Below are 23,339 nucleotides of genomic sequence, written 5' to 3' on the forward strand. Positions count from 1 at the left end.
CGGAACGTCGCGTACAACCCTCCCCGTCCGGTTGGTGTCCAACACGGTGTAGCACCCATTCGGTGCACGACCACGCGAAGGACACCACCTGACGGGGGTTTTCCATGAAGCGTTCTGCTCTCCTGGCCGGTTCGACGGTGCTGGCCCTGGCCGGTATCGCCACCATGGGCCTGGCCACCACCGCATCGGCCGCGCCGATCCGCAGCGCGGCGTACAACGGGGCGTGCGGCAGCGGTTACTCGGTCGTGAATTCCGTACCGGTCAGCGGAAAAGGCACGGTCTACCTCACGTACAGCGCGAAAACCGGGAAGAACTGTGTGGTGACGATCCGGAACAGCCCCGGAAAGCCGGTATTCGTCCACGCCGTGCTCGGACCGTCCGACCACAGTTCCGACCCCGTGTTCGACAGCGGGAAATACACCACGTACGCCGGTCCGGTCTACCTCGCGGCGAAAGGGCGGTGCGTGGACTGGGGCGGGGCCGTCGAGGCGGTGAGCGTCAGCGTCACCGGCTCCAACTGCGGACGGCTGGCGCCGGGGGTCGTGGTTCGGCACTGACCGCGGTTCTCGCCAAGTGGCCGATTCAGACACGCAGTTGAGGTGACCGGGAGGCGGCGGGTCAGTATCCGGTGGGTCGCACCAGGCCCGTCTCGAAGGCGAAGACGGCGGCCTGGGTCCGGTCGCGCAGTCCCAACTTGACCAGGATGCGGCCCACATGCGTCTTCACCGTCTGCTCGGCCACCACCAGGCGCTCGGCGATCTCCGCGTTGGACAGGCCCTGGGCGATCAGCGACAGCACCTCGGTCTCCCGTTCGGTCAGCCCCGCCGCCCGGTCCTTGAGCGGGGCGCGCGGGGCGCCGGACATCCGGGAGAACTCCGCGATCAGGCGCTTGGTGATGCTGGGGGCGAGGAGCGCGTCGCCGGCCGCCACCACCCGCACCGCCTGGGCGAGTTCCTCGGCGGAGGCGTCCTTCAGCAGGAAGCCGGAGGCACCGGCGCGTAGCGCCTCGTAGACGTATTCGTCGAGGTCGAAGGTGGTCAGGACGAGGATCTTGACGGTGGCGTCGGCCGGTTCGGTGAGCCGGCGGGTGGCGTCGATGCCGCCGAGTCCGGGCATCCGGATGTCCATCAGGACGACGTCGGGGGCGAGTTCGGCGGTCTTGGCGACGGCGTCGTGGCCGTCCACCGCCTGGCCGACCACCTCGATGCCCGGTTCGGCGTCGAGCAGCACCGTGAAGCCCTGCCGGACCATCTTCTGGTCGTCCGCGATCAGGACGCGGACGGCGGGGGTGGTGGCGGGGATCGTCATCGTCGGGTGTCCTCGGCGTCGTCGGAGGGGGCGGCGGGGGTGGTGGGGGCGATCGGGGTGGTGGGGGCGGCGGCCGGGAGGATCGCGGTGACCTCGTAGCCGCCGTCGGGGGTGGGGCCGGTGGCCAGTTCGCCGCCGAGCATCGTGGTGCGTTCGTGCATGCCCAGCAGGCCGTGGCCGGCGCCCGGGGAGGGCGATGCGGGGCGGGCGGGGGCGGTGTTGGTGACGCGGAGGGCGACCCGGTCCGGGTGGTAGCCGAGCGCGACGTGGACGGCGGCGCCGGGAGCGTGCCGCATCGCGTTGCTGAGCGCCTCCTGGACGATCCGGAACGCGGACAGTTCGGTGCCGGGCGAGAGCGGACGCGGTGTGCCGGTGGTGTCGACGGTGACCGTGACGCCGGCGCCGCGCACGTTGCCGACGAGTTCGTCGAGCCGGTCGAGGGTGGGTTGCGGGGCGTGCCGGGTCCCCTCGGGACCGGAGTCCGCGGAGCGCAGGACGTCCAGGACCCGGCGGAGTTCGGTCAGGGCCTCGACGGCGTTCTGGCGGATGCCGCGGAGGTTCTCCTTGAGTGCGTCGGAGGGGTTCTCGGCCAGGTGGGGGGCGACCTGGGCCTGGATGGAGATCACCGACATGTGGTGGGCGACCACGTCGTGGAGTTCGCGGGCGATCCGGCTGCGCTCCTCCAGGACCGTGCGGCGGGCACGTTCCTCGGCGGTGAGCCGTTCCTGGACGACGAGTTCGGTGCGGGCCTTCTGGCGGCCCCGCAGCAGGGCGCCGACCAGGGCGCACACCGCGAGCACCAGCGCCGAGACGTCGTCGTCGCGGAAACCGCCGTCGGCGAGCCCGTTGGCGAAGGCGCCGGCCAGGACGCCGAGCACCAGCATCTCGGCGGTGGCGCGGGGCCGGACCCGCAGCGCGACGAGGAACAGCACCGCCGCCTGGATCGGCATCCCGGTCCGCTGCCAGGGCGGATCGACGAACGGGTCGAACCGGATCGCCGCGTGGGAGCCGACCACCAGCACCGTCGCGGTCGCCGCCCACCAGGCCAGGACCGGGCGGTACAGCGCGAGGATCGGTGCCGCGGCCTGGATCCCGGCGATGAGGACGGCGGTCGCCATGCCCATCCCGTACTGGAACGCGTAGGTGTTGGCGTTGCCGGCGAGCAGGACGACCCCGAGCACCAACAGCGGGGCGATGATCGCCGGTCGCCAGTCGAGCCAGCCGGGCCGCCGGCCGCCGATCGGCAGCGGTTCCTGGGCCGCCCCGGTCCACAGGTCGTCGCGCAGGTGCCCGGGCAGCGCGCGCAGGGCCGCCGTGAGCCGGTCGGCCGTGATCCCCCTCTTCACGGGATGCACCTTAGGCACGGGGCGTCACCGCCGTGCGGGCAGGGTGGCGTTCGCGGAGGTCCGGCCCGGTGCCGTCCGGTGCCCGTCCGGGCCGGTGGGGGGCGCCCGGCCGGCGGTGCTCGTACGCGGCGAACGCGGCCCAGCACAGGAGCAGCACGGCCGCGAAGACCGGCAGCCAGGCGAGCCGGGCGAGGATCCAGGCGGCGTCGTCGGGGGCGGTGTGCAGGCCGGGCAGCGGGCCGGCCAGGAACCAGGCGGTGGCGGTGACGACCATCATCGCGGTCTGGTGCCAGAGGAAGACGGTCATCGCGGAGAGGTTCAGCAGGGCCACCGCGGCCCAGGCCGCGGGGCGCCGCAGGGCCCGGTTGAGCGGGTCGTGCAGCAGCAGCGCGGCGCCGCACTGGGCGAGGCCGAAGGTGACGGCGGCCAGGGTGGGCGGGTTGAGGTTGGAGACCGTGGCGCCGGGGACGCCGACCATGGAGGCGGGGTAGCCGGCGAGGAGGATCAGGGCGGCGGTGGCCGCGGTGCCGCCGAGCAGCAGGGCCCAGCCGGTCGGGCGGCGGTGTGCGGCGCCGCGGGCCCGGGCCGCGCCCAGGCAGTACGGGACGAGCCAGCCGGCGGGGAGGTTGAGCCAGCCGAGCCAGGCGGGTCCGTCCAGGCCGAAGCGGAGGACGTCGACGAGGACGACGACGGCGCAGGGCCACGCGGGGTGCAGGCGGGCGGTCAGTGGGGTGGCCGCGGTGAGGGCGGCGAAGACCAGCAGGAACCACAGTGGGGACAGCACCAGTTTGTCCAGGGTGTGGACGGTGTCCAGGCCGACGCCGGCGGCGAGCATCGCGACGGTGGCGACGGCCCAGACCGCGAGGACGGCGGCGACCGGGCGGAACAGTCGGCCGAGCCGGGCGTGCAGCCAGTGCCGGTAGCGGGTGCCGCGGGCGCGGGCCGTGGCGTGACTGCGGGCGGCGACCTCGCCGCCGACCAGGAAGAACACCGCGAGGGTCTGGAACAGCCAGGAGATCGGGGCGAGTTGGGGCATTCCTTGCAGGGGGCTGGCACCGTGCAGGGTGCCGGTGTCGGCGACCAGGGCGGTGACCAGCCAGTGGCCGAGGACCACGCCGAGGATGGCGCAGGCGCGCAGGGCGTCGGTGGCCCGGTCCCGATCGGGCGGGGTGGCGGCGTCGATGCGGTGGACGAGGGCGGCCACGGCGGCCCGTGGGGCGTCAGGCACGGTGGGCCTCCCGGGCGGTGCGCTGCGGGGCGGCGGCCGGGTCCGGAGTCGCGAGCGGGGTCGAGCCGGCGGCGATCCGGGCGAGGTTCGCCAGGGACGGGGTGCCGGGCGTCAGGTAGTCGCTGTGGCCGCCGGTGCCGGCCGGGAAGACGCGGGCGCCGAACTCCGGGGAGACCGGGTCGGCGCCGAAGCCGAGGGTGGTGGTGGGGAGCGGGAGGCGGACGTGGGGGACGTCGGCGATCCAGTCGCCGGCGCCGCGGCCGGCCCAGACGGTGGCCCGGGTGTGCAGGTCCGCGGCGGTGTCGACGCCGGTGCCGGGGCTGCCGTAGAAGACGAGGGCGTCTGCGGGCAGGTCGTGGGCGGCCCGGCCACAGACCACGGCGCCGTAGGAGTGGCAGAGCAGGGTGATCCGGGCGTGCGGTTTGGCTTTCCTCAACTCCGTTATGAAGGAGCTGAGTTGGGGGGCTGCTTCGTCGGCACGGGTGGTGGTGGCGGCGGCCGAGCTGACGGTGGCGGGGGTGGGGTAGCCGAGCCAGGCGAGGACGGCGGGGTGGCCTTCGGGTTGGCGGGCGAGTTGCTGTTGGAGTGCCTGGGCGCCGTTGCGGAAGCGCTGGTAGGTGTCGAGGCCGGTGTCCGCGCCGGGGACCAGGACGGCGATCCGGTCGGCGCGGGCGAGGTCGCCGTAGACCTCGGTGCTGCGGCCGCCGTCGCGACCGTCGAAGGCGAGGAAGTGCCGGGCGGGGGTGGCCATGGCGTGCAGGGCGGCGGCCCGTCGGTGGTCGCCGTGGGCGTCGGCGGTGCGCTCGGCCGCCCGGACGTCGGCGCGGGTGGCGGCGTACCGGCGTTCCAGGGCGGCGGGGTCGGTGTCGCGCAGCGGCCCGAGGGCGGTGGGGGGCGGCGCGGGGACCGCGGCGGGGCGAGCGGCGCCGGACACCGGGACGGCCACCGAGGCGGTGACCAGCGCGGCGAGCAGGGTGCGGGTCAAGCGGTTTCTGCGCGGATGCGGCGCCATGGTGGGTGGTCCTTCCGTACCGGGGTGCTGAGGAGGGTGCGGCACAGAAGTTAGGGAGCGCGGTGGGTAATCGGCGTCCCGCCAGCGGGGCGACTCCCGCAGTAGCCCTCAGGTACTACGGGTAGGGGGTGGGCACGCGGTGACGGATGGTCAGGCGGCGTGCGGCGGCGGGCCGGTGCTCTGCCGGGGTTCCAGGTGCGGGAGTTCGCCCTCGACGGTGCGGGGCGGGCCGCCGTCGAGGAGGGCGAGGAGTTCGGCGGCGGCGAGCCGGCCGAAGCCCGCGGTGTCGCGGACCAGCGCGGTGAGCGGGGGGTGGGCGACGCGGCACAGCGGGGAGTCGTCCCAGGCGACGACGGAGAGCCGGCCCGGTACGGGGATGCCGCGGGCGGCGGCGACCGCGGCGCCGGCGATGGCCATCACGTCGTTGTCGTAGATGATCGCGGTGGGCGGTTCGGCGGCGTCGAGGAGGCGGCGGGTGGCCTCGGCGCCCTCCGCGTCGGAGTAGTCGGTGGTGACCGAGCGGACCCGCAGCGCGTCGAGGCCGCGCCGGGCGGCCGCGGTGCGCAGGGAGTGGATCCGGCGGGCGGTGTGGGCGAGGTCGGGCAGTCCGGCGACGTGCACGATGCGGCGGTGGCCGAGGTCGTGCAGGTGGTCGAGGACCCGGGTCATGGCCTTGGCGTCGTCGGCCCAGACGGTGGACAGCAGCGGCGCGGTGGGCGGTGGTCCGGTGGGTTCTGGGGTGGCGGGGCCGCCGATGGCGACGGCGGGGAGGCCGAGGTCGGCCAGGAGCGCGGGGCGGGGGTCGTCGGTGCGGGGGTCGACGACGAGGACGCCGTCCACGCGGCGTTCGGCCCACCAGCGGCGGTAGAGCGCGCACTCGGTGTCGAGGTCCTCGACGACCTGGAAGAGCAGCGCGGTGCGCCGGGCGGAGAGCACCTCCTGGATGCCGGAGACGAGTTGGAGGAAGAAGGACTCCACGCCCAGGGTGCGGGCCGGGCGGGCGAGCACCAGGCCGAGGCAGCCGGCGCGTTCGCCGGAGAGGGCGCGGGCGGCGCTGTTGGCCTGCCAGCCCAACTCGTCGGCGACCCGGCGGATCCGGGCGCGGGTGTCCGCGGAGACGCCCGGGCGGTCGTTGAGGGCGAAGGACACCGCGCTCTCGGAGACCCCGGCCCGGCGGGCGATGTCCTTGATGGTCGGGCGGCGCGCCGGCTTGCGGCGGGCGGCCTCACCGGGCGCTGTCATCGCGGGCTCCTCCCGGCCGAACCATGGGTGCGGACAGTCTGATCAGGGCGGCGGGGACTGTCAAACAATGGCCGGACGGTTCTCCGGAGGTGCGGGAAAAACCCTTCGTGGCAAGGGTGTTGACACTAACTAAATCGCATTAGTAGCGTCTGCCGCGTCGCGATCCGGGAGCCTGGAAACCGTGTGGCAGAACCGGATCCCGCGCTGCAATGGCCTTCGTGGAGATTTCTGGTCCGAGCACTTCAGAGCACTTCAGCCAAGGAGCCGGCCATGCCTCGTGATTCCCGTCGGAGACTCGTCGCCCACGCGGTCCTCGCCGCTTCGGCGCTCGCGCTGTCCGCGTGCGGCGCCCCGGGTGGTGGTGGGGGTGACGACGGCGTGGAGGGGAAGGTGGCGGGTCAGGTCACCTTCCAGACGTGGAATCTGAAGGCGCGTTTCCAGAAGTACTTCGACGGGGTCATCAGGGATTTCGAGAAGAAGTACCCGGGCACCGAGGTGAAGTGGGTCGATCAGCCGGCCGAGGGATATCCGCAGAAACTGAGTGCGGATGCGGCGGCGGGCACCCTGCCGGATGTGGTCAACGTGTCGCCGGACCTCGCCTATCCGCTGGCGAAGGCCGGATTGGCGCTCGACATCGACAAAGCCGCCGGAAAATACCGGACCGAGTATCTGGACGGGGCCTGGAAGAGCCAGAAGATGCCGGGATTGCCGGGCGTCTACGCCTTCCCGTGGTACCTCAACACCGGCCCGATGTTCTACAACAAGGCACTGTTCCGTCAGGCCGGGCTCGATCCGGCGAAGCCGCCGACCACCTACGACGCGCTGTTCGCCGACGCGCTGACCATGGCACGGAACAGCGGCCGGAAGATCGCGATGCTGGCCGGGACGCCGTCGATCGAGGACTTCGGGCGGTACGGGGTGCGGCTGATGGACGACCGCGGCACCGCGTTCACCTTCAACGAGCCCAAGGGCGTGCAGCTGCTCACCCGCTACAAGGAGCTCTACGCGGCCGGCGCGTTGGACGCCCAGGCGCTGACCTCCGTGGCCGAGTCGGCGGGGCGGAAGTTCGAGCAGCAGTCGGTGGCGATGAATCCGGGCAGTGCGCTGGACCTGGAAACCTTCAAACGGGATGCGCCGGGCCTGTACGAGAACGTCGGGATCACCGATGCGGTGAACAACACCGGCAAGGCCAACATGTACGTGCAGGGCCTGATGGTGAACGCGCAGAGCAAGGTCAAACCGGCCGCGGTCACCTTCGCGCACTTCGTGACGGACCGGCAGCACCAAATGGCGTTCGCGCGGCAGGTCACGGTGTTCCCCAGCACGCAGGGGGCGTTGGACGATCCGTACTTCACCAAGGAGGACGGTACGGATGCCACGCGGGTGCGGGTGGCGGCGGCGAAGTCCCTGAAGACCGCGGTGAATTACACCCCGGTGGTGCTCAGTGACCAGATGAAGACGGTGCTGCGCAATGCCGTCGCCCGGGCCTTGCAGGGAAAGCAGAGCCCGCAGGCGGCATTGGATTCCGCGGTGGCGGAATGCGATCGCCTACTGAAGACCGGCTGAGGCCGCAATATGGGGATACGGAAGTCCGCACCGGGCGGTCGTGCCCGGGAAGGCGGCGGCGGTACGGCGATCCGTCCGCACCTGCCGACCAGTCCCTGGTTGTTCCTCGCGCCCGGGCTGCTGGTGGTCGGCGGATTCAGCCTCTATCCGTTCGTCAGCACGGTGGCGCACTCCTTCACCGATGCCCGGACGCTGACCGTCGGGCAGTTCACCGGTGGCGCCAATTACCAGGAGATGCTGCACGACCCGATGTTCTGGACGGGGCTGCGCAACAGCGCGCTGTACGTGCTGGGCGTGGTGCCGCCGCTGGTGGTGCTGCCGCTGCTGCTGGCGCTGCTCGTCCGGCGCAGCGTGCCGGGGATCGCCTTCTTCCGGGCCGCGTTCTACCTCCCGGTGGTCGCCTCGGTGGTGGTGGTCGGGCTGATCTGGGTGTGGTTGCTGGACGATCGGGGGCTGGTCAACGCGCTGTTGGGGGTGTTGGGGTTCGGCCGGGCCGGTTTCCTCAGCGATCCGTGGCTGCTGCTGCTCAGTGCGATGGCGGTGACGGTCTGGAAGGGCCTCGGCTACTACATGATCATTTATCTGGCGGCGTTGACGCAGGTGCCGCGGGAGCTGCACGAGGCGTGCGCGGTGGACGGGGCCGGTGCGGTGCGGCGTTTCCTGACCGTCACGGTGCCGGCGGTGCGTTCCACGATGGTGCTGGTGGCCGCGCTCTCCGCGGTCAACGCCTTCAAAGTGTTCTCGGAGGTGTACCTGATGGCCGGGGCGACCGGCGGGCCCGGTGGGGAGGACACCACGCTGGTGATGCTCGTCCAGCAGGCCGGCACCGGACTCAGCGGCCGGGTCGGGTACGCCTCGGCGCTGTCGGTCGTGGTGTTCGTGCTGACGCTCGGGCTGATGCTGCTGGTGCTGCGCGCCAACCGCGGGGAGGACCGATGACGGGGCCGGGCCGGCGCGGGCGGCGCAGGCGCGGGGGCCCGCTGGTGGTCCGCTACCTGCTGCTGCTCGTGGTGCTGGCGCTGACTGTCGGCCCGTTCCTGTGGCAGCTCTCGACGTCCCTCAAGGGCCCGGGCGAGGACATCTACCGCTATCCGCCGAGCCTGGTGCCGCAGCATCCGACGCTGGCCAACTACGCGGCGGTGGGGCGGGTGATCCCGGTATGGGACTTCGCCCTGAACTCCGTGAAGGTGGCCGTCGCCAACGTGCTGACGAACTGTGCGGGTGCCGCGTTGGCCGGGTACGCGCTGGCCCGGCTGCGGTTCCGCGGTCGGCGGTGCGCCGTGGTGGTGTTCGTCATGGCGATGCTGGTGCCGGTCGAAAGCATCATGATCGCCCAATTTATGACGATGCGTCAGCTACAGTTGAACGACACCCTGCTCGGCGTGGTGCTGCCCGGCTGCATCGGCGCGATGAACGTACTGCTGATGCGCAACGCCTTCGCCGCACTGCCGTACGAGGTCGAGGAGGCGGCGTACGTGGACGGCGCCCATGCCTGGCAGCGGTTCGTCCGGATCGCGTTGCCGTCGGTCAAGGGCACCCTCGCGGTGGTCGCGGTCTTCGCGTTCATGGGGGCCTGGGACGACTTCCTGTGGCCGCTGATCGTGCTGAGCGACCAGTCGAAGTTCACCCTGACCGTCGGCCTGAACTACCTGCACGGCACCTTCGCCAACGACCAGCGCCTGGTGGCGGCCGGCTCGGTGATCGCCGTCCTCCCCCTGATCGTGCTGTTCGCCTGTCTCCAGCGTTACTTCTTCCGCGGCGTCGGAGAGGGCGCCGTCAAGGGCTGATGCCACCCCACCCGGAAGGACGGGACCGTTCATGCCGGTACCCCACGAACCGCGCCGGATCCGCTTCGGCGTCAACTACACCCCCAGTCAGGGCTGGTTCCACCACTGGCTGGACTTCGACCCGGACGCGGTGCGCGCGGACCTGGACGCCCTGGCCGCCCTCGGGCTCGACCACGTCCGCGTCTTCCCCCTGTGGCCGCTGTTCCAGCCCAACCGCACGCTGATCCGACCGCGCGCCGTCGAGCAACTGGTGCAGTTGGCCGACGCGGCGGCCGAGCGCGGGCTGGACGTCGCGGTGGACGGCCTCCAGGGCCACCTGTCCAGTTTCGACTTCCTGCCCGCCTGGACGCAGACCTGGCACCGCCGCAACCTCTTCACCGACCCGGAGGTGCTCGCCGGCCAGGAGGAGTACCTGCGGACCCTGGCAGCCGCGCTCGCCGACCGGCCCAACTTCCTCGGGATGACCCTCGGCAACGAGATCAACCAGTTCGCCGACGCCCCGCACCCCGACCCGGACCGCATCACCGGCGCGCAGGCGGCTGCCTGGCTCACCCGGATGCTGGCCGCCTGCGAGCGGGGCGCACCGGGCCGGGCGCACCTGCACGCCGCGTACGACGCCGCCTGGTACCAGGACGGCCACCCCTTCACCCCCGCGCACGCCGCCCGGCTCGGCGCGATGACCGCGGTGCACTCCTGGGTGTTCAACGGGACCGCGCAGCGGCACGGGCCGACCGGCGTCGCCACCGAGCAGCACGCCGCGTACCTCATCGAGCTGTCCAAGGCGTGGGCCCTCGACCCGCACCGCCCGGTGTGGCTCCAGGAGGTCGGCGCCCCCGCCCCGCACGTCCCCGAGGACCGCGCGGCCCGCTTCGCCACGGCCACTGTCGCCAACGCCCTGGACTGCCCGGACGTCTGGGGCGTGACCTGGTGGTGCGCGTACGACGTGGCACGGTCGCTGGCGGACTTCCCCGAGTTGGAGTACGGGCTGGGCCTGCTCACCGAGGACCGGGCCGTGAAGCCGGTCGGGCGGGCCCTCGCCGAGGCGGCGGCCCAGTGGCGGGACCGTCCGCACCAACCGCCGGTGCGCTCCACCGCGTTGGTCGTGGACGCCGGGGACGCCGAGGGGGCGCCCCACCGGTCGGTGTGCGCACCCGGCGGCCCGGTCTTCGAAGCCTGGGCGGAACTGGCCGCCCGCGGCGCCCGCCCCACTGTGGTGCTGTCCCAACTCGCCTATGACACAGCTCATCTGACGGCTCGTGGGATCACCGACGTGTACACCCCCGAGGAGGTGGCGCCGCGATGACCGCGCCCCCTCCTCCCGCTCCCCCGCACCGCCCCTCTCCCCGACGTCTGGAGCCGCAGAACCATGCATGACGATCGCGCGCTGGTCGAAGCCCGCCTCAAGCGGGTCCTCAACGAACGCATCCGGCCGGCGCTGTACCCGGAGTCGGTACCGCTGGAGGTGGCCGCCTGGGTCGCGCCGGGTGAGCCGGTGCCGGTGGCCGAGGGGTTGGCGGCCCGGCACACCCCGGTGGCGGTGGGGGACGCCTGGGGCGCGCCGTGGGCGACGACCTGGTTCCGGGTGCGCGGCACGGTGCCGGCGGCGTGGGCGGGGCGCACCGTGGAGGCGGTGCTGGACCTGGGGTTCGACGAGCGGATGCCGGGGTTCCAGTGCGAGGCGCTGGTGTACCTGGCGGACGGGACGCCGGTCAAGGGCCTCAACCCCCGCAACCAGTGGGTGCGGGTGGGGGCGCCGGTGCGCGGCGGCGAACGCGTCGAGTGGCATCTGGAGGCGGCGTCCAACCCCGTCATCCTCGGCGTCCCCCCGTTCCAGCCGACGGCGCTGGGCGACCCGGAGACCGCGGGCGACGAGCCGCAGTACCGACTGGCGCGGATGGACCTGGCGGTGTTCGACACCGAGGTGTGGGAGCTGATCCAGGACCTGGAGGTGCTGGGCGAGCTGATGACGGAGCTGCCGGTGGACGGCCCGCGGCGCTGGGAGGTGCTGCGGGCGGTGGGCCGGGCGCTGGACGTGCTCGACCTGCAGGACGTGAACGGGACGGCCGCGGCGGCGCGCCGACAGTTGGCCGGGGCGCTGGCCGCGCCGGCGGCGGCGTCCGCGCACCGGATCAGCGCGGTGGGGCACGCGCACATCGACTCCGCGTGGCTGTGGCCGCTGCGCGAGACGGTCCGCAAGGTGGCCCGGACGACGGCGAACATGACGGCGCTGCTGGCCGACGAACCGGAGTTCGTCTACACCATGTCGCAGGCGCAGCAGTACGCCTGGATCAAGGAGCACCGGCCCGAGGTGTACGCCAAGGTCAAGCAGGCGGTCGCGGAGGGCCGGTTCGTCCCGGCGGGCGGGATGTGGGTGGAGTCGGACACCAACATGCCGGGGTCGGAGGCGATGGCCCGTCAGTTCGTCTACGGCAAGCGCTTCTTCCTGGAGGAGTTCGGGGTCGAGAACGACGAGGCGTGGCTGCCGGACACCTTCGGCTTCGCGGCCGGTCTGCCGCAGATCATCAAGGCGGCCGGATCGAAGTGGCTGCTGACGCAGAAGATCTCCTGGAGCCAGGTGAACTCCTTCCCGCACCACACCTTCCGCTGGGAGGGCATCGACGGCACCCGGATCTTCACCCACTTCCCGCCGGTGGACACCTACAACTGCCAACTCTCGGGCGCCGAACTCGCCCATGCGGCACGGAACTTCAAGGAGAAGGGCACGGCGCGGCACTCCCTGGCGCCGACCGGCTGGGGCGACGGCGGCGGGGGCACCACCCGCGAGATGGTCGCCAAGGCGCGCCGGCTGAAGAACCTGGACGGTTCACCGACCGTGCGCTGGGAGAAGCCCGGCGACTTCTTCGCGCGGGCGGCGGCGGAGTACCCCGACGCACCGGTGTGGGTGGGCGAGCTCTACCTCGAACTGCACCGCGGGACGCTCACCAGCCAGGCCCGCACCAAACGCGGCAACCGCCGCAGCGAACACCTGCTGCGGGAGGCCGAACTGTGGTCGGCGACCGCCGCCGTCACCACCGGATTCCGTTATCCGTACGCGGAGTTGGAACGGCTCTGGAAGACCGTCCTGCTGCACCAGTTCCACGACATCCTGCCCGGTTCCTCCATCGCCTGGGTGCACCGCGAGGCCGAGCGCACCTACGCCGCGGTCGCCGCGGAGTCGGAGGAGCTCATCGGTGCCGCGCTGACGGCCCTGGCCGGCGCCGGCGACCGGCGGCTGGTGGCGAACTCCGCGCCGCACGCCCGGTCCGGGGTGGCGGCGGGGGCGATCGCGCCGCCGGTGGGCGAGGGCGCCCCGGTGACCGCCGGGCCGCGCCCCGGCGGCGGCTTCGTCCTCCGGCACGACCTGCTGCGGATCGAGGTCGACGAGCGGGGCCTGGTCGTCTCGGCGTACGACGTGACCGCCGGGCGGGAGGCCGTCGCGCCCGGCACGGCGGCGAACCTGCTCCAGATCCATCCGGACTTCCCCAACATGTGGGACGCCTGGGACGTCGACGCCTTCTACCGCGAGGTGGTCACCGACCTGACCGAGGCGGACGAGGTGGCGCTCGTCTCGGCGACCGCGGACGCCGCGACGGTGCGCGTGGTGCGGCGCTTCGGCGGGTCGCGGGCGATCCAGACGCTGACGCTGACACGTGGACACCGGCGGCTGGACATCGACACCGAGGTGGACTGGCACGAGACCGAGAAGTTCCTCAAGGCCGCGTTCCCGCTGGACCTGCACGCCGAGCGGTACGCGGCGGAGACCCAGTTCGGGCACCTGTACCGGCCGACCCACACCAACACCAGCTGGGAGGCGGCGAAGTTCGAGGCGTGCGCGCACCGGTTCGTGCACGCCGCGGAACCGGACTGGGGCGTGGCACTGGTCAACGACGCGACGTACGGGCACGACGTCACGCGCACCGTCCGGGAGGGCCAGGCCGAGGGCGAGCGCGGCACGACGACGACGATCCGGCTGTCCCTGCTGCGCGCCCCGCGCTTCCCGGACCCGGAGACCGACCAGGGCACCCACCGCTTCCGGTACGCGCTGGTCCCGGGCGCGACCCTCGGGGACGCGGTGCGCGAGGGGCACCGGATCAACCTGCCGGAGCGGTCGGTCACCGGGTCCGGTGCGGTGGCTCCGCTGATCTCGGTGGACGACGCGGCGGTGGTGGTCACCGCCGTCAAGCTGGCCGACGACCGCAGCGGCGATCTGGTGGTGCGGCTGCACGAGGCCCGCGGCGGGCGCGCCCACCTCACCCTGACCTGCGGGTTCGCGCTGGTCGAGGCGGTCGCCACGGATCTGCTGGAGCGTCCCGTCGAGGACGGTCCGGCCCTGGAACGGCAGGGCGACGCGGTGCGGATGGCGCTGCGGCCGTTCCAGATCGTGACGCTGCGACTGCGCCGGACGGCGGAAGGCCGGTCGGTCGGCTGATCGGGCGGGGTGCGGCCGGGCGGCTCAGCCGGGGTCGGCGGACGGCGTGCGGGCGTCGCGGCAGGCACCGCGGCGGACCGCCTGCCGCCGGTCCCGGCCGGTGCCGCGCCCGCGGTCGCCGGGTCGCGGCCCGGCGGCCGTGGGCGCCTGCCGACCAGGGTCCCGACAGGGGTCCAGCCCGAGCATGTCCATCAGCAGGGACAGGTCCGCCGCGTCCCGTGCGCGGCCGGCCAGCGCCCTCCTGGCGAGGCGTCGCTCCTGCGCACCGGGCACGCCGCGGGGGGCGGTGTCATCGGCACTGCGCTGTTCATCGGTCACCGCTGCATTCTCGGCCGGACCGGCTCGGACCGCCCGTCGAACGGACCGATGGGCGCACGACGGAACCGCCGGCGGTCAAATCGACTCTTTATGGTCACTTGCACTTGATCGTCATGGTCACTCGCATGTGATCGTCCAGTAGCGGAGTCACCGTTGAAACACCCTTACGCCCGCGCGTTCACGGCCGTCGTCGTCGCGTCCTGCGCCGCCCTGCTCGCCGGCTGCTCGGAGAACGGCAACCCGGTCGATTTCAACGCCGGAGCGCCGGGCAGCGCGGCCACCCCGGTCAAACCGGTCGACCAGGACACCCGGATGCCCACCGGACCGAAGAGCGAGTTCCGGATCACCCGCACCTTGGACGACGGCACCCACATAGCCAGGACCACGCTCAAGGGCGCGAAGTCCGGGGTCACCGGCAGCGTCTGGGTGTGGGCCCCGAAGGAATACCAGGAAGCCAAATACGCCAAGAGCGGATTTCCGGTACTGATAGCCCTGCCCGGCGGTCTGGGCAGCCCGCAGGACAAGGACGGCGTGACCAATTACTGGGTCGGCGGCGACATCAAATTGCAGGAGAACCTCACGAAGTGGACCACGGAGGGCAAGAGCCTGCCGTTCCTCGTGGTGATGCCGATGCTCAATCCAGACACCCGTTACCACGACGGCAGTGACATTCCCGGTCAGCAGAAGATGGGCACCTGGCTGACCGACGACGTCGTCGATCTGGTCAAGGCCAATTTCCGCACCTTCGGATCCCGCGACGGCTGGGCTTTCATGGGTTCGTCCTCCGGCGGTTTCGCGGGCCTGAAGTCGGTGCTGAAGCACCCGGACAAGTTCAAGGCGGCGATAGCCAGCGGCCCGGACATCGTGCCGGATTCGCCGATGTGGGCCGGCCACCAGAAGGAGAAGGACGCCAACAATCCGGAGAAGCTCGCGGCGGGCCTGTTGAAGAAGGGCGGACCGGAGGTCTACCTCGCGTTCCAGGCCGGCAGCAAGGAAGGCGCCGCGGTGCTCAATCCGATACACCGCTTCCGGGCGAAGTACGGCAAGGGGCCGATCCATACCGCGCTCCAGATAATCCCAGGCGGCCGGCACAATGCCTGGGATTACCAGAAGGGCATGGACGCCAGTTCCATGAAATTCATCAGCGACCAGTTGAAGGCCCCTATTCCCAGCGGCTCCTGATGCAGATCGGCCGTTCGGGGGTGATCCTGGTGTCGAGGGGGGTCGCGCTGAGGAGGACGATCCATGTCCGTACTGGACAAGCTCAAGGAACTGCTCAAGGGCCACGAGGAGCAAGCGGGTAAGGGCGTCGACAAGGCCGGTGACTACGTCGACGAGCGCACCCAGGGGAAGTACCAGAGCCAGGTCGACACCGCGCAGGACAAGCTCAAGGAACAGCTCGGCGGGACGGACCGCGACACGGACCGGCCGCCGCAGTGAGGCGGTGATCCCGCGCGCTTCCGGTCCGCGCCTCCCGACCCGGCACGAGGAAGCGGGTCGGGATTAGGCTGACCGGATGATCACCTCGTCCGCCAGGCTCGCCCCCGACGTCCTGATGCGCCCCGCCGAGCTGGCGGACGCGGCCGGGTTCTCCCGGTCCTACCTGCGCAACCTCGACCACCTCCGCCCCACCGAACCGCAGCGCGCGGACGGGTTCTACACCCCGACCGGTCAGGCGGAGCGGCTCGCGGTGCAGTTGGCGGAGCGGGACGCCGGTCGGGTGATGCCCTGGGTCCTGGTCCGCGAGCCGGACGACGGATCCGGGGCGTCCGGGGAGCCGGACGTGGTCGGTGCGATCACCCTGTCCCAGATCACCTACGGACCGCTGCGCAGCGCCAGCGTCGGCTACTGGATCGATGTCGGCCAGCTGCGCCGCGGGCTCGCTGCCGCCGCGCTGCGGGCGGCGTGCGCGGCGGCCGACCGGGAACTCGGCCTGCACCGGCTGGAGGCCGGCACCCTGGTGGACAACGTCGCCTCGCAGCGGGTGCTGACCGGCTGCGGGTTCGCCCCGTACGGCACCGCGGAGCAGTTCCTCCACATCGACGGCGCCTGGCGGGACCACCGGCTGTTCCAGAAGATCCTCAACGACCGTCACCCGTAGCGGCGGCGGGTCGTGCGGCGGCGCCCGCCCCCTGCGCGGGGGCGGGCGCCGTCCCGTGCGGCCGGGGCCGTGCTCACGAGGAGGTCAGCACCCGGATCTTCTCCGCCTGCGGGCCCTTCTGGCCCTGCGTGACCTCGAAGCTGACCTTCTGGCCCTCCAACAGCTCGCGGTAGCCGGTCGCGTCGATGTTGGAGTAGTGCGCGAAGACGTCGGCGCCGCCGTCGTCCTGCGCGATGAAGCCGAAGCCCTTTTCCGAGTTGAACCACTTCACCGTGCCCGAAGCCATGTTGCGTCTCCTTCGCTCTCTGGGCTCGAATCGGCTCCCGCACCGCGCGGAATCCGGAGGTGATCGCCTGGCCCGGAGACGTACCGGACAGCAAGAACGCCCGTGAATGCGACACGGGCGCCCGGCACTTCGGAACCACGACAGCTGATCAGGACGCTACACCGACCGGGCCCACCAGTCACCACAAATCATGGCAAACGCGTCATCCTTCACCGGGCAAGGCCACACCGCGTCCTCCGTATCCCCGACCGATCGGACGGATGTACGACGCCGGGGAGGGGCCTGTCAGGAGGCCGGTCCGTCGTCCGCGGGGCCGGCCGGCCGCCGGCGGCGCCACCACAGCGCGGTGCCCAGCCCGGCCAGTGCGATCACTCCGGCGGCGGAGAAGGACCACAGGACCACGTCGCCCGTACGGCCGCCGGTCCGCGCCGCCGCGGCCTGGTGCAGCGCGGTGGCCGGGGCGTGGTGGGCCGCCTGCGCCGTCCCGGGGTCCTTCGGGTCGGGGGCCGGGGCGGGCAGCGCACCGACCGCGGCGGCCCGGGGCGCGGCGGCGAACCCCCAGTCCAACAGGGCCCGGGCCTCCTCGTAGACCGCGTTCTCGGCGCCGGACTGCGGGTTCATCGCGGTGACCAGCAGGGTCCGGTGGCCGCGCCGGGCGGCGGCGACCAGGGTGTTCCCGGCGTGGCTGGTGTAGCCGTTCTTGACCCCGATCAGGCCGTCGTACGGCGTCACGCCGTGCGAGCCGACCAGCAGCCGGTTGGTGTTCTGCAGGCCGGACGCGTCCGGGCCGCCGTCCTCAGGGAAACGGGCGGTCTTCGTGGCCGCGAAGTTGGCGAAGTCCCGGTTGGTCAGCCCGGCCTGGCCGAAGAGCGAGAGGTCGTAGGCGGAGGAGAACTGGCCGGGCGTGTCGAAGCCGTCGGCGGATTCGACCCTGGTGTCCCGCGCGCCCAGTCGGTCCGCGGTCGCCTGCATGTCGTCGATGGTCTTGCCCCAGCCGCCGTTCATGGCGGCGAGGGCGTGCACCGCGTCGCTGCCGGAGCTGAGGAAGACGCCGCGCCACAGGTCGGCGACCCGATACGGCATGTCCTCCTGCACGCCGGCGAGCGAACTGCCGGCCTCGATGCCGGCCAGGTCCGCGGAGGAGACGGTGCGGACCGTCCCCTGGGCGAACCTCGGCAGCAGCGTCAGCGCGAACAGCGTCTTGAGGGTGCTGGCCGGCGGCAGCGGACGGTGGGCGTCCTTGGACGCGAGGATCCGGTGGGTGCCCAGGTCCGTCACGACCCAGGACAGGGCCGAGACCCGGGGTGGCGCGGGGACCCCCGGGCGCGGCAGGAACTGCACTTCGCGCTCGTCGAGCAGGTTCGCGACCGGGGCCGGTGGCGCGCCGCGCAGGTCGTCGACGCCGTTGGGGCCGTCGGCGACCACCGGGCCGCACAGGGCCAGCGTGCTCGCGGTGCAGACGGCTGCTGCGGTCAGGGCTCTGACGGGGGACCAGGTCGCTGTCGACATGTGGCCACGCTAAGAACGTCGCGGGCCGCGCGCCGGTTGGCCTACTCCATACGGCTCCCGGCCGCACCGCCTGCGGGAGCGGCGCGCCGAGGGCCCGGGGTCGGCCCCGCCCCGCTACGCGGGCCGGCGGGCGCCGCGCGGTACCGGGCGGGCCCGTTCGGCGCCGAGCAGTGGTGCGTGCAGGTCCCCGTAGCGCGCGCGGCGACCGGCGATCTCACCGAAGCGGAAGGTGAGTTGGCCCGGCTGGGTGCAGGCGGCGACCTCGTCCCAGGTGACGGGGGTGGACACGGTCGGCAGGGGGCGGGCCCGCAGCGTGTAGGCGGTCGCGGTGGTCTTGGCCGCGGCGTTCTGCGAGAAGTCGATGAAGACCTTGCCCGGCCGCAGCGCCCGGGTCATCTTGTGCGTGACCAGCTCGCCGAGGGCGACGCCGGCCTCGACCGCCAGCGTCCGGGCGTAGGCGGTGGTGCGGTCGGCGGGGGTGGGCTCGATGGGCACGACGAGGTGCAGCCCCTTGGAGCCGCTGGTCTTGGCGTAGGCGTCGAGGCCGTCCGCCGCCAACCTGTCGCGCAACCACCGGGCGGCGGTGCAGCACTCCACGATGGTGGCGGGGGCGCCCGGATCCAGGTCGAAGACCAGTCGGTCGGCCACGCCCGGCGCGCCGCAGGTCCATTGCGGGGTGTGCAGTTCGACGACGAGGTTGGCGGCCCAGACCAGCGAGGCGAGGTCCTGGAGGAGCACCTGCCGGGCCGGCCCCGACCTCGAATGGGGTACCTCGCAGCTCTTCACCCAGGAGGGCGCGCCGGGCGGCACGTTCTTGGTGAAGAAGCGCTGGCCGTCCGGCCCGTCGGGGTAGCGCAGGAAGGACACCGGACGGTCGTGGAGGTGCGGGAGCAGCACGTCCGCGGTGGTGGTGCAGTAGTGCAGCACCTCACCCTTGGTGGTGCCGGTCTCGGGATAGAGGACCTTGTCCAGGTTCGTCAGCGAGAGGCGCCGCCCCTCCACGACGGTGATCGGCGACATACCATGAAGAATCCCACATGAGGTGCGCACCATGCGATCTATCTGGAACGGGTCCATATCGTTCGGCCTGGTCACCATCCCTGTGAAGACCTACAGCGCCACCGACCGCACCTCGTCGGTCTCCTTCGTCCGCATCCACGAGAAGGACGGCGCCCCGATCCAGTACCGCAAGGTCTGCGAGCTGGACGGCCGGGAGGTGCCGAACGAGGAGGTGGGCAAGGGCTACCAGCCGCCCGGCGACGACGCGGTCGTGCCGATCACCGACGAGGACCTGTCCCGCCTGCCGATGCCGACCGCCAAGACGCTGTCGATCCTCTCCTTCGTGGACCCCGGCGAGATCGACCCGCTCCAGTTGGACAAGGCGTACTACCTCGGCCCCAACGGCGCCTCCGCCACCAAGCCCTACGCCCTGCTCCGCGAGGCGCTGGAGCACCACGCGAAGGTGGCGATCGGCAAGGTGGCGATGCGCGGCCGGGAGACCCTCGCCATGCTGCGGGCGCACGACGGGGCGCTGCTGATGCACACCCTGCTCTGGCCGGACCAGATCCGTTCCGCGGACGGCGTCGCGCCGGAGGCCGTCACGGTCCGCGAGAACGAGATGAAGCTCGCCGAGACGCTGATGGACGCGCTGGGCGAACTGGACCCGGCCGAACTCCACGACGACTACCGCGAGGCGGTGGAGGAACTCGTCGCCGCCAAGCGGGAGGGCGGCACCCCGGCGGCCCCCGACACCTCCGCCGCGCCCGGTGCGCAGGTCATCGACCTGACGGCGGCGTTGGAACGGAGCGTGCGGGCCGTCCGGGGCGGTGGCCGCGAGGACGCCGGGGACGCTTCCGTCACCCCGCTCCGGGGCCGCGGTCCGACCCGCGAGAAGGCCGCCGCGAAGACCGCGCCCCGGGCGAAGGGCGACGGCGGGCGGGCGGGGCGCACGTCCGCCGCGAAGAAGGCCGACGGCGGCACGGCCGGCGGCGGCAAGAGGACCACCGGGAAGGCGACCACCGCGAAGACCGCGACCGGTCGGAGCGCGAGCGGGAAGACCGCGGCCGAGAAGCCGTCGCGGGCGAAGCGCACGACGAAGCCCAGCGCGTCCTGACCGTGCCCGGCGCCCGGGGTCGGATCTCCCGCGCGGCCGGGCCCGGCGTTCCTCTAGAGTCACAGCATGGCGCCAGACGAGGGGATGACCACCGCCCGGGTCGACAGTTGGATCTGGTCGGTGCGGCTGACCAAGACGCGTTCGGCGGCCGCGGCGGCGTGCCGGGCCGGACACGTGCGCGTCAACGACGAGCGGGTCAAGCCCGCCCACGGCGTGCGCCCCGGCGACGAGGTGCGACTGCGGCAGGCCGGCCGGGAGCGCATCGTCGTGGTGACGCGGCTGGTGCGCAAGCGGGTGGGCGCCCCGGTCGCCGTCGAGTGCTACGTCGACAACAGCCCGCCGGTGCCGCCGCGCGGGGAGGTCGCGGTCATCGCCGTCCGCGACCGCGGTGCGGGCCGGCCCACCAAGCGCGACCGCCGCGAGCTGGACCAGCTGCGCAGCCGGCTCGGCTCCGGGCCGGAGCCCGAGCAGTGGCCCTGAGCCGCCGGGGCGCCGCTCAGGCGGACGGCAGCGCGTCGAGGTAGACCCACTGGCCGTCCTCGCGGACGAAGCGGCTGTGCTCCTCCTGGCTGCCGGTGCGGCCACGCACCGCGTAGTGCGCGCGGAAGGTGACCGTGCCCTCGGTGTGGAAGGCGCTGCCGTCGGTCGCGGCGAGGATCTCCAGGGCGGTCCAGCGCTGCGCCGGGTCGAGTTCGAGGACGGCCGGGCGGGTCGTCGAGTGCCAGCTGCGCAGCAGGTAGGCGGTGTCGCCGACGGCGAAGGCGCTGTAGCGCGAGCGCATCAGGCGCTCGGCCGTCGGGGCCGCGGCGCGTCCCTGGTGGAAGGGGGCGCAGCACTCTCCGTAGGACGCCTCGCGGCCGCACGGGCAGGGCGAGTTCTCGGTGACGGCGGCGGGTGCGGGCGGCTGCTGCCGGGTACGGCGCTGCGGGGATTTCGACGACTTCCTGGGCTGTGGCACCCCACGATTGTGCCGGGTCCGGCGGGGGAGGTCCGCGCCGGGCGGAAGGTGCGGACGGCCCGGTCTTCCGAAAGCTGGCCCGTTTGAGGGATTTCCCTGATAAATACTCCGTTTGCGGATCTTCTTGGCTTGATACCGGTCGTGAGGCTGGAAGAACTCACGGAGACCGTCCCCACACCCAGGAGAGAACCCTCATGATTCTGTCCATTTCCGGCGTCGTCCTGCTCGGTGTCATCGTCTTCCTCTTCTTCCGCAAGGACGGCCTGAAGTTGTCCCACGCCCTGATCTGCGCGCTCTTCGGGTTCTACCTCGCGGGCTCGGCCATCGCGCCCAGCATCAAGGCCGGTGGGGCGAGCCTGGCCAGCCTCCTCGGCGGCATCAAGCTGTAGGCCCCGGTGGGGCGGGACCGCCCCCGCCCGCCCCGTCCCGGCCATTGGCCCACACCGATCCGGCCCGTCGTCCCTACGAGTACCAGGAGAGCACCCGTGGCCCGGCGCCCCCTGCCCCGCATCCTCACCGGCAACGCCCTGACCGGCAGCGCCCCGCTCGCCCGCGGCCGCGAACTGGCGCGGTCCGCGGCCGACGGCGCGACCGACGTGCTGCACCCGCTGATCACCATCAGCCGGGGCCTGCGCCGGCTCGCGGTGGCCGCACGGGGACGCTGGGCCGCCACCTCCAAGGAGCAGCGGGGGCCGCTGGGTTGCCTGGTCGCGGGGTCGGTGTTGCTCGTGACCCTGGTGCCGTACGGTCCGCTGCTCGCGGTGATCGGGGTGACGGCGGCCGCGGCCTGGCTGGGCCGGGACCGCACGCCGGTGGCGGAGGACACCGGCCCGAGCGAGGCGGAGACCGAGCGCCTCCAAGCGCTCTACGAGGCGCTGGTGCCGCACTTCCTCGCCGAGGGCGATCCCGCGCCCCTGTACTGCCACGACGGCGATTGGCAGCAGGCGTTCCCCGAGCACGCCTTCGACGACGACGGGCGGCCGGCTCGGCTGCACCTGAAGTACCCGGCGTACTTCCCCGACGGCGACGACGGCGCGCGGGCCGCGATCGAGCAGCTGCTGCACGCCAAGTCGGGCCGCGGCCGGGAGTACCGCTTCGACTGGGACGAGGAAGCCAACCAGTTGGTGATGACGGCGCTCGGGCCGCTGCCGACGGATCTGGCGGCGCAGCGCTTCGTGACGTCCCCGGGCGAGACGGTGCTCGGCTTCACCGACGCCGCATCCGTGCAGCGGACGCTGCCGGTGGTCTGCGGGAGCGTGCCCCGGGACGAGCCGCCGGTGGTGTGGCGCACGGGCCGGCGCTCCACCGAACCGCATCTGCTGGCCCTGGGGCAGCCGGGCGCCGGCGGGACGACGCTGCTGCGCTCGATCGCGCTCCAGGCACTGCACCACGGCGACGTGCTGGTGGTCGACGGCGGCGGCACCGGAGAGTTCGGGTGCCTGGTGGGACGGTGCGGGGTGCTGGCCGTGGAGAGCCAACTGGCCGGTGCGCTGGCGGCGTTGGAGTGGGCCGCGCACGAGACCGAACGGCGGCTGGTCGCCGCCGACCGTGCGCAGCAGGCCGGGCGGACCGCGCCGGCGGACTCCCGGCGGCCACTGTGGATCGTCGCGGACCGCCTGACCGCGCTGTCCCACTTGGCGGCGGTGGAAGGCCGGGACGACCCCCAGCGCCTGCTGCAGGTGCCGCTGCGGCACGGCCGGGCGGCCGGGGTGACGGTGGCGGTGGCCGACCAGTTCGAGACGGCAGAGCTGCTGAGCGATCCGGTGCGGGCGCACACCAAGGCGCGGGTCGTGCTCGGTCCCGCCACGGCCGAGGAGGTGCGGGCGGTGCTGGGTGTGCCGCCGCACACCACGCCGCTCGCCCAGGTGCCGCCGGGCCGCGGCTACGCCCGGCTCGGCACCGGCCCGGTCCTCCGCCTCCAGGTGCCGGCCACCCCCGACCCGTACGACGAGGCCGCCGGGGAGGCGCAGCGGCGGGCGGTCCTGGCCCTGCTGCCGGAGCGGACCACCGCCGCGCCGGACGGCGCGCGGCCGACCACCGACGGCCCCGGACCGGTGTCCTTCGCTAAGCACCCGGACGCCGACGACGGTTCGGCGTCCGTGGGCGGCCGGCACGCCACGCCCTGAGGCGGCAGCG

The 23,339-nt window shown here is 72.8% G+C and carries 23 protein-coding genes; 13 read left to right on the forward strand and 10 right to left on the reverse strand.

Translation table 11 applies throughout. The features are described from left to right. The first annotated feature begins 104 nt into the window (after positions 1-104). On the forward strand, positions 105-557 hold the full coding sequence (locus ACLJT4_RS08995; RefSeq protein WP_411121783.1) for a spore-associated protein A: 453 nt from the start codon (positions 105-107) through the stop codon (positions 555-557). 61 nt (positions 558-618) lie between these two features. Here the strand turns inward: ACLJT4_RS08995 and ACLJT4_RS09000 are convergent, their stop codons facing one another. From ACLJT4_RS09000 to ACLJT4_RS09020, 5 genes are all read right to left on the reverse strand, one after another. Then, positions 619-1,308, reverse strand: a complete 690-nt coding sequence (locus tag ACLJT4_RS09000; protein ID WP_411121784.1) for a response regulator — start codon at positions 1,306-1,308, stop codon at positions 619-621. Continuing rightward, positions 1,305-2,654: a sensor histidine kinase gene (locus ACLJT4_RS09005; RefSeq protein WP_411121785.1), complete on the reverse strand. Its 1,350-nt coding sequence runs from the start codon at positions 2,652-2,654 to the stop codon at positions 1,305-1,307. Before ACLJT4_RS09005 ends, ACLJT4_RS09000 begins: the two co-directional genes overlap by 4 nt. 10 nt (positions 2,655-2,664) lie before the next feature. After that, complete coding sequence (locus ACLJT4_RS09010; RefSeq protein ID WP_411121786.1) at positions 2,665-3,882, reverse strand: acyltransferase family protein; 1,218 nt, start codon at positions 3,880-3,882, stop codon at positions 2,665-2,667. Beyond that, complete coding sequence (locus ACLJT4_RS09015) at positions 3,875-4,894, reverse strand: alpha/beta hydrolase (RefSeq protein ID WP_411121787.1); 1,020 nt, start codon at positions 4,892-4,894, stop codon at positions 3,875-3,877. Before ACLJT4_RS09015 ends, ACLJT4_RS09010 begins: the two co-directional genes overlap by 8 nt. 150 nt (positions 4,895-5,044) lie before the next feature. Further along, the gene (locus tag ACLJT4_RS09020) at positions 5,045-6,136 is read right to left on the reverse strand and encodes a LacI family DNA-binding transcriptional regulator (protein ID WP_411121788.1); all 1,092 of its coding nucleotides are present in this window, start codon (positions 6,134-6,136) and stop codon (positions 5,045-5,047) included. A gap of 270 nt (positions 6,137-6,406) precedes the next feature. Here ACLJT4_RS09020 and ACLJT4_RS09025 point away from each other — a divergent pair, with 270 nt between their 5' ends. From ACLJT4_RS09025 to ACLJT4_RS09045, 5 genes are all read left to right on the forward strand, one after another. Next, on the forward strand, positions 6,407-7,702 hold the full coding sequence (locus ACLJT4_RS09025; protein WP_411122342.1) for an extracellular solute-binding protein: 1,296 nt from the start codon (positions 6,407-6,409) through the stop codon (positions 7,700-7,702). A 9-nt stretch (positions 7,703-7,711) separates the two neighbouring features. After that, a complete protein-coding gene (locus ACLJT4_RS09030; protein ID WP_411121789.1) occupies positions 7,712-8,641 on the forward strand; it encodes a carbohydrate ABC transporter permease in 930 nt (309 codons plus the stop codon). After that, entirely contained in the window at positions 8,638-9,489 is an 852-nt protein-coding gene (locus tag ACLJT4_RS09035; protein WP_411121790.1) for a carbohydrate ABC transporter permease, read from the forward strand. Before ACLJT4_RS09030 ends, ACLJT4_RS09035 begins: the two co-directional genes overlap by 4 nt. A 31-nt stretch (positions 9,490-9,520) precedes the next feature. Further along, the gene (locus ACLJT4_RS09040) at positions 9,521-10,792 is read left to right on the forward strand and encodes a glycoside hydrolase 5 family protein (protein WP_411121791.1); all 1,272 of its coding nucleotides are present in this window, start codon (positions 9,521-9,523) and stop codon (positions 10,790-10,792) included. A 63-nt stretch (positions 10,793-10,855) separates the two neighbouring features. Beyond that, positions 10,856-13,918, forward strand: coding sequence for an alpha-mannosidase (locus ACLJT4_RS09045; protein ID WP_411121792.1), 3,063 nt, complete (start codon positions 10,856-10,858; stop codon positions 13,916-13,918). 24 nt (positions 13,919-13,942) lie between these two features. Here the strand turns inward: ACLJT4_RS09045 and ACLJT4_RS09050 are convergent, their stop codons facing one another. Further along, the gene (locus ACLJT4_RS09050; protein WP_411121793.1) at positions 13,943-14,236 is read right to left on the reverse strand and encodes a hypothetical protein; all 294 of its coding nucleotides are present in this window, start codon (positions 14,234-14,236) and stop codon (positions 13,943-13,945) included. A 153-nt stretch (positions 14,237-14,389) separates the two neighbouring features. On the opposite strand from ACLJT4_RS09050, the gene ACLJT4_RS09055 reads away from it, so the two are divergent. From ACLJT4_RS09055 to ACLJT4_RS09065, 3 genes are all read left to right on the forward strand, one after another. Continuing rightward, a complete protein-coding gene (locus tag ACLJT4_RS09055; RefSeq protein ID WP_016576350.1) occupies positions 14,390-15,418 on the forward strand; it encodes an alpha/beta hydrolase in 1,029 nt (342 codons plus the stop codon). Positions 15,419-15,481: 63 nt separating this feature from the next. Next, positions 15,482-15,676: an antitoxin gene (locus tag ACLJT4_RS09060; RefSeq protein ID WP_016576349.1), complete on the forward strand. Its 195-nt coding sequence runs from the start codon at positions 15,482-15,484 to the stop codon at positions 15,674-15,676. A 76-nt stretch (positions 15,677-15,752) separates the two neighbouring features. Then, complete coding sequence (locus ACLJT4_RS09065; RefSeq protein ID WP_411121794.1) at positions 15,753-16,337, forward strand: GNAT family N-acetyltransferase; 585 nt, start codon at positions 15,753-15,755, stop codon at positions 16,335-16,337. Positions 16,338-16,410: 73 nt separating this feature from the next. On the opposite strand, the gene ACLJT4_RS09070 is transcribed toward ACLJT4_RS09065, so the two are convergent. The 3 genes from ACLJT4_RS09070 to ligD all read right to left on the reverse strand — a co-directional run bounded on the left by ACLJT4_RS09070 (position 16,411) and on the right by ligD (position 19,152). Next, positions 16,411-16,623: a cold-shock protein gene (locus ACLJT4_RS09070; protein WP_016576347.1), complete on the reverse strand. Its 213-nt coding sequence runs from the start codon at positions 16,621-16,623 to the stop codon at positions 16,411-16,413. Between the two features lie 285 nt (positions 16,624-16,908). Then, positions 16,909-18,132, reverse strand: coding sequence for a D-alanyl-D-alanine carboxypeptidase family protein (locus tag ACLJT4_RS09075; RefSeq protein WP_411121795.1), 1,224 nt, complete (start codon positions 18,130-18,132; stop codon positions 16,909-16,911). A gap of 114 nt (positions 18,133-18,246) precedes the next feature. After that, on the reverse strand, positions 18,247-19,152 hold the full coding sequence (gene ligD, locus ACLJT4_RS09080; protein WP_411121796.1) for a non-homologous end-joining DNA ligase: 906 nt from the start codon (positions 19,150-19,152) through the stop codon (positions 18,247-18,249). Positions 19,153-19,183: 31 nt separating this feature from the next. On the opposite strand from ligD, the gene ACLJT4_RS09085 reads away from it, so the two are divergent. Beyond that, positions 19,184-20,245, forward strand: coding sequence for a Ku protein (locus tag ACLJT4_RS09085; protein WP_411121797.1), 1,062 nt, complete (start codon positions 19,184-19,186; stop codon positions 20,243-20,245). 66 nt (positions 20,246-20,311) lie between these two features. Continuing rightward, positions 20,312-20,725 carry an RNA-binding S4 domain-containing protein gene (locus ACLJT4_RS09090; RefSeq protein ID WP_411121798.1) on the forward strand — a complete coding sequence of 138 codons (414 nt, stop codon included), beginning with the start codon at positions 20,312-20,314 and terminating at the stop codon, positions 20,723-20,725. A 16-nt stretch (positions 20,726-20,741) separates the two neighbouring features. Here the strand turns inward: ACLJT4_RS09090 and ACLJT4_RS09095 are convergent, their stop codons facing one another. Further along, complete coding sequence (locus tag ACLJT4_RS09095; RefSeq protein WP_411121799.1) at positions 20,742-21,203, reverse strand: YchJ family metal-binding protein; 462 nt, start codon at positions 21,201-21,203, stop codon at positions 20,742-20,744. Positions 21,204-21,397: 194 nt separating this feature from the next. Between ACLJT4_RS09095 and ACLJT4_RS09100 the strand changes: the two genes are divergently transcribed. Then, entirely contained in the window at positions 21,398-21,592 is a 195-nt protein-coding gene (locus ACLJT4_RS09100; protein WP_016576341.1) for a hypothetical protein, read from the forward strand. A 96-nt stretch (positions 21,593-21,688) separates the two neighbouring features. Further along, positions 21,689-23,329 (forward strand): hypothetical protein, encoded by a 1,641-nt coding sequence (locus ACLJT4_RS09105; protein ID WP_411121800.1) that lies wholly within the window; start codon positions 21,689-21,691, stop codon positions 23,327-23,329. Positions 23,330-23,339: the final 10 nt, after the last annotated feature.

The sequence above is a fragment of the Streptomyces sp. x-19 genome (assembly GCF_046549115.1).
GTDB lineage: Bacteria > Actinomycetota > Actinomycetes > Streptomycetales > Streptomycetaceae > Streptomyces > Streptomyces albulus_C.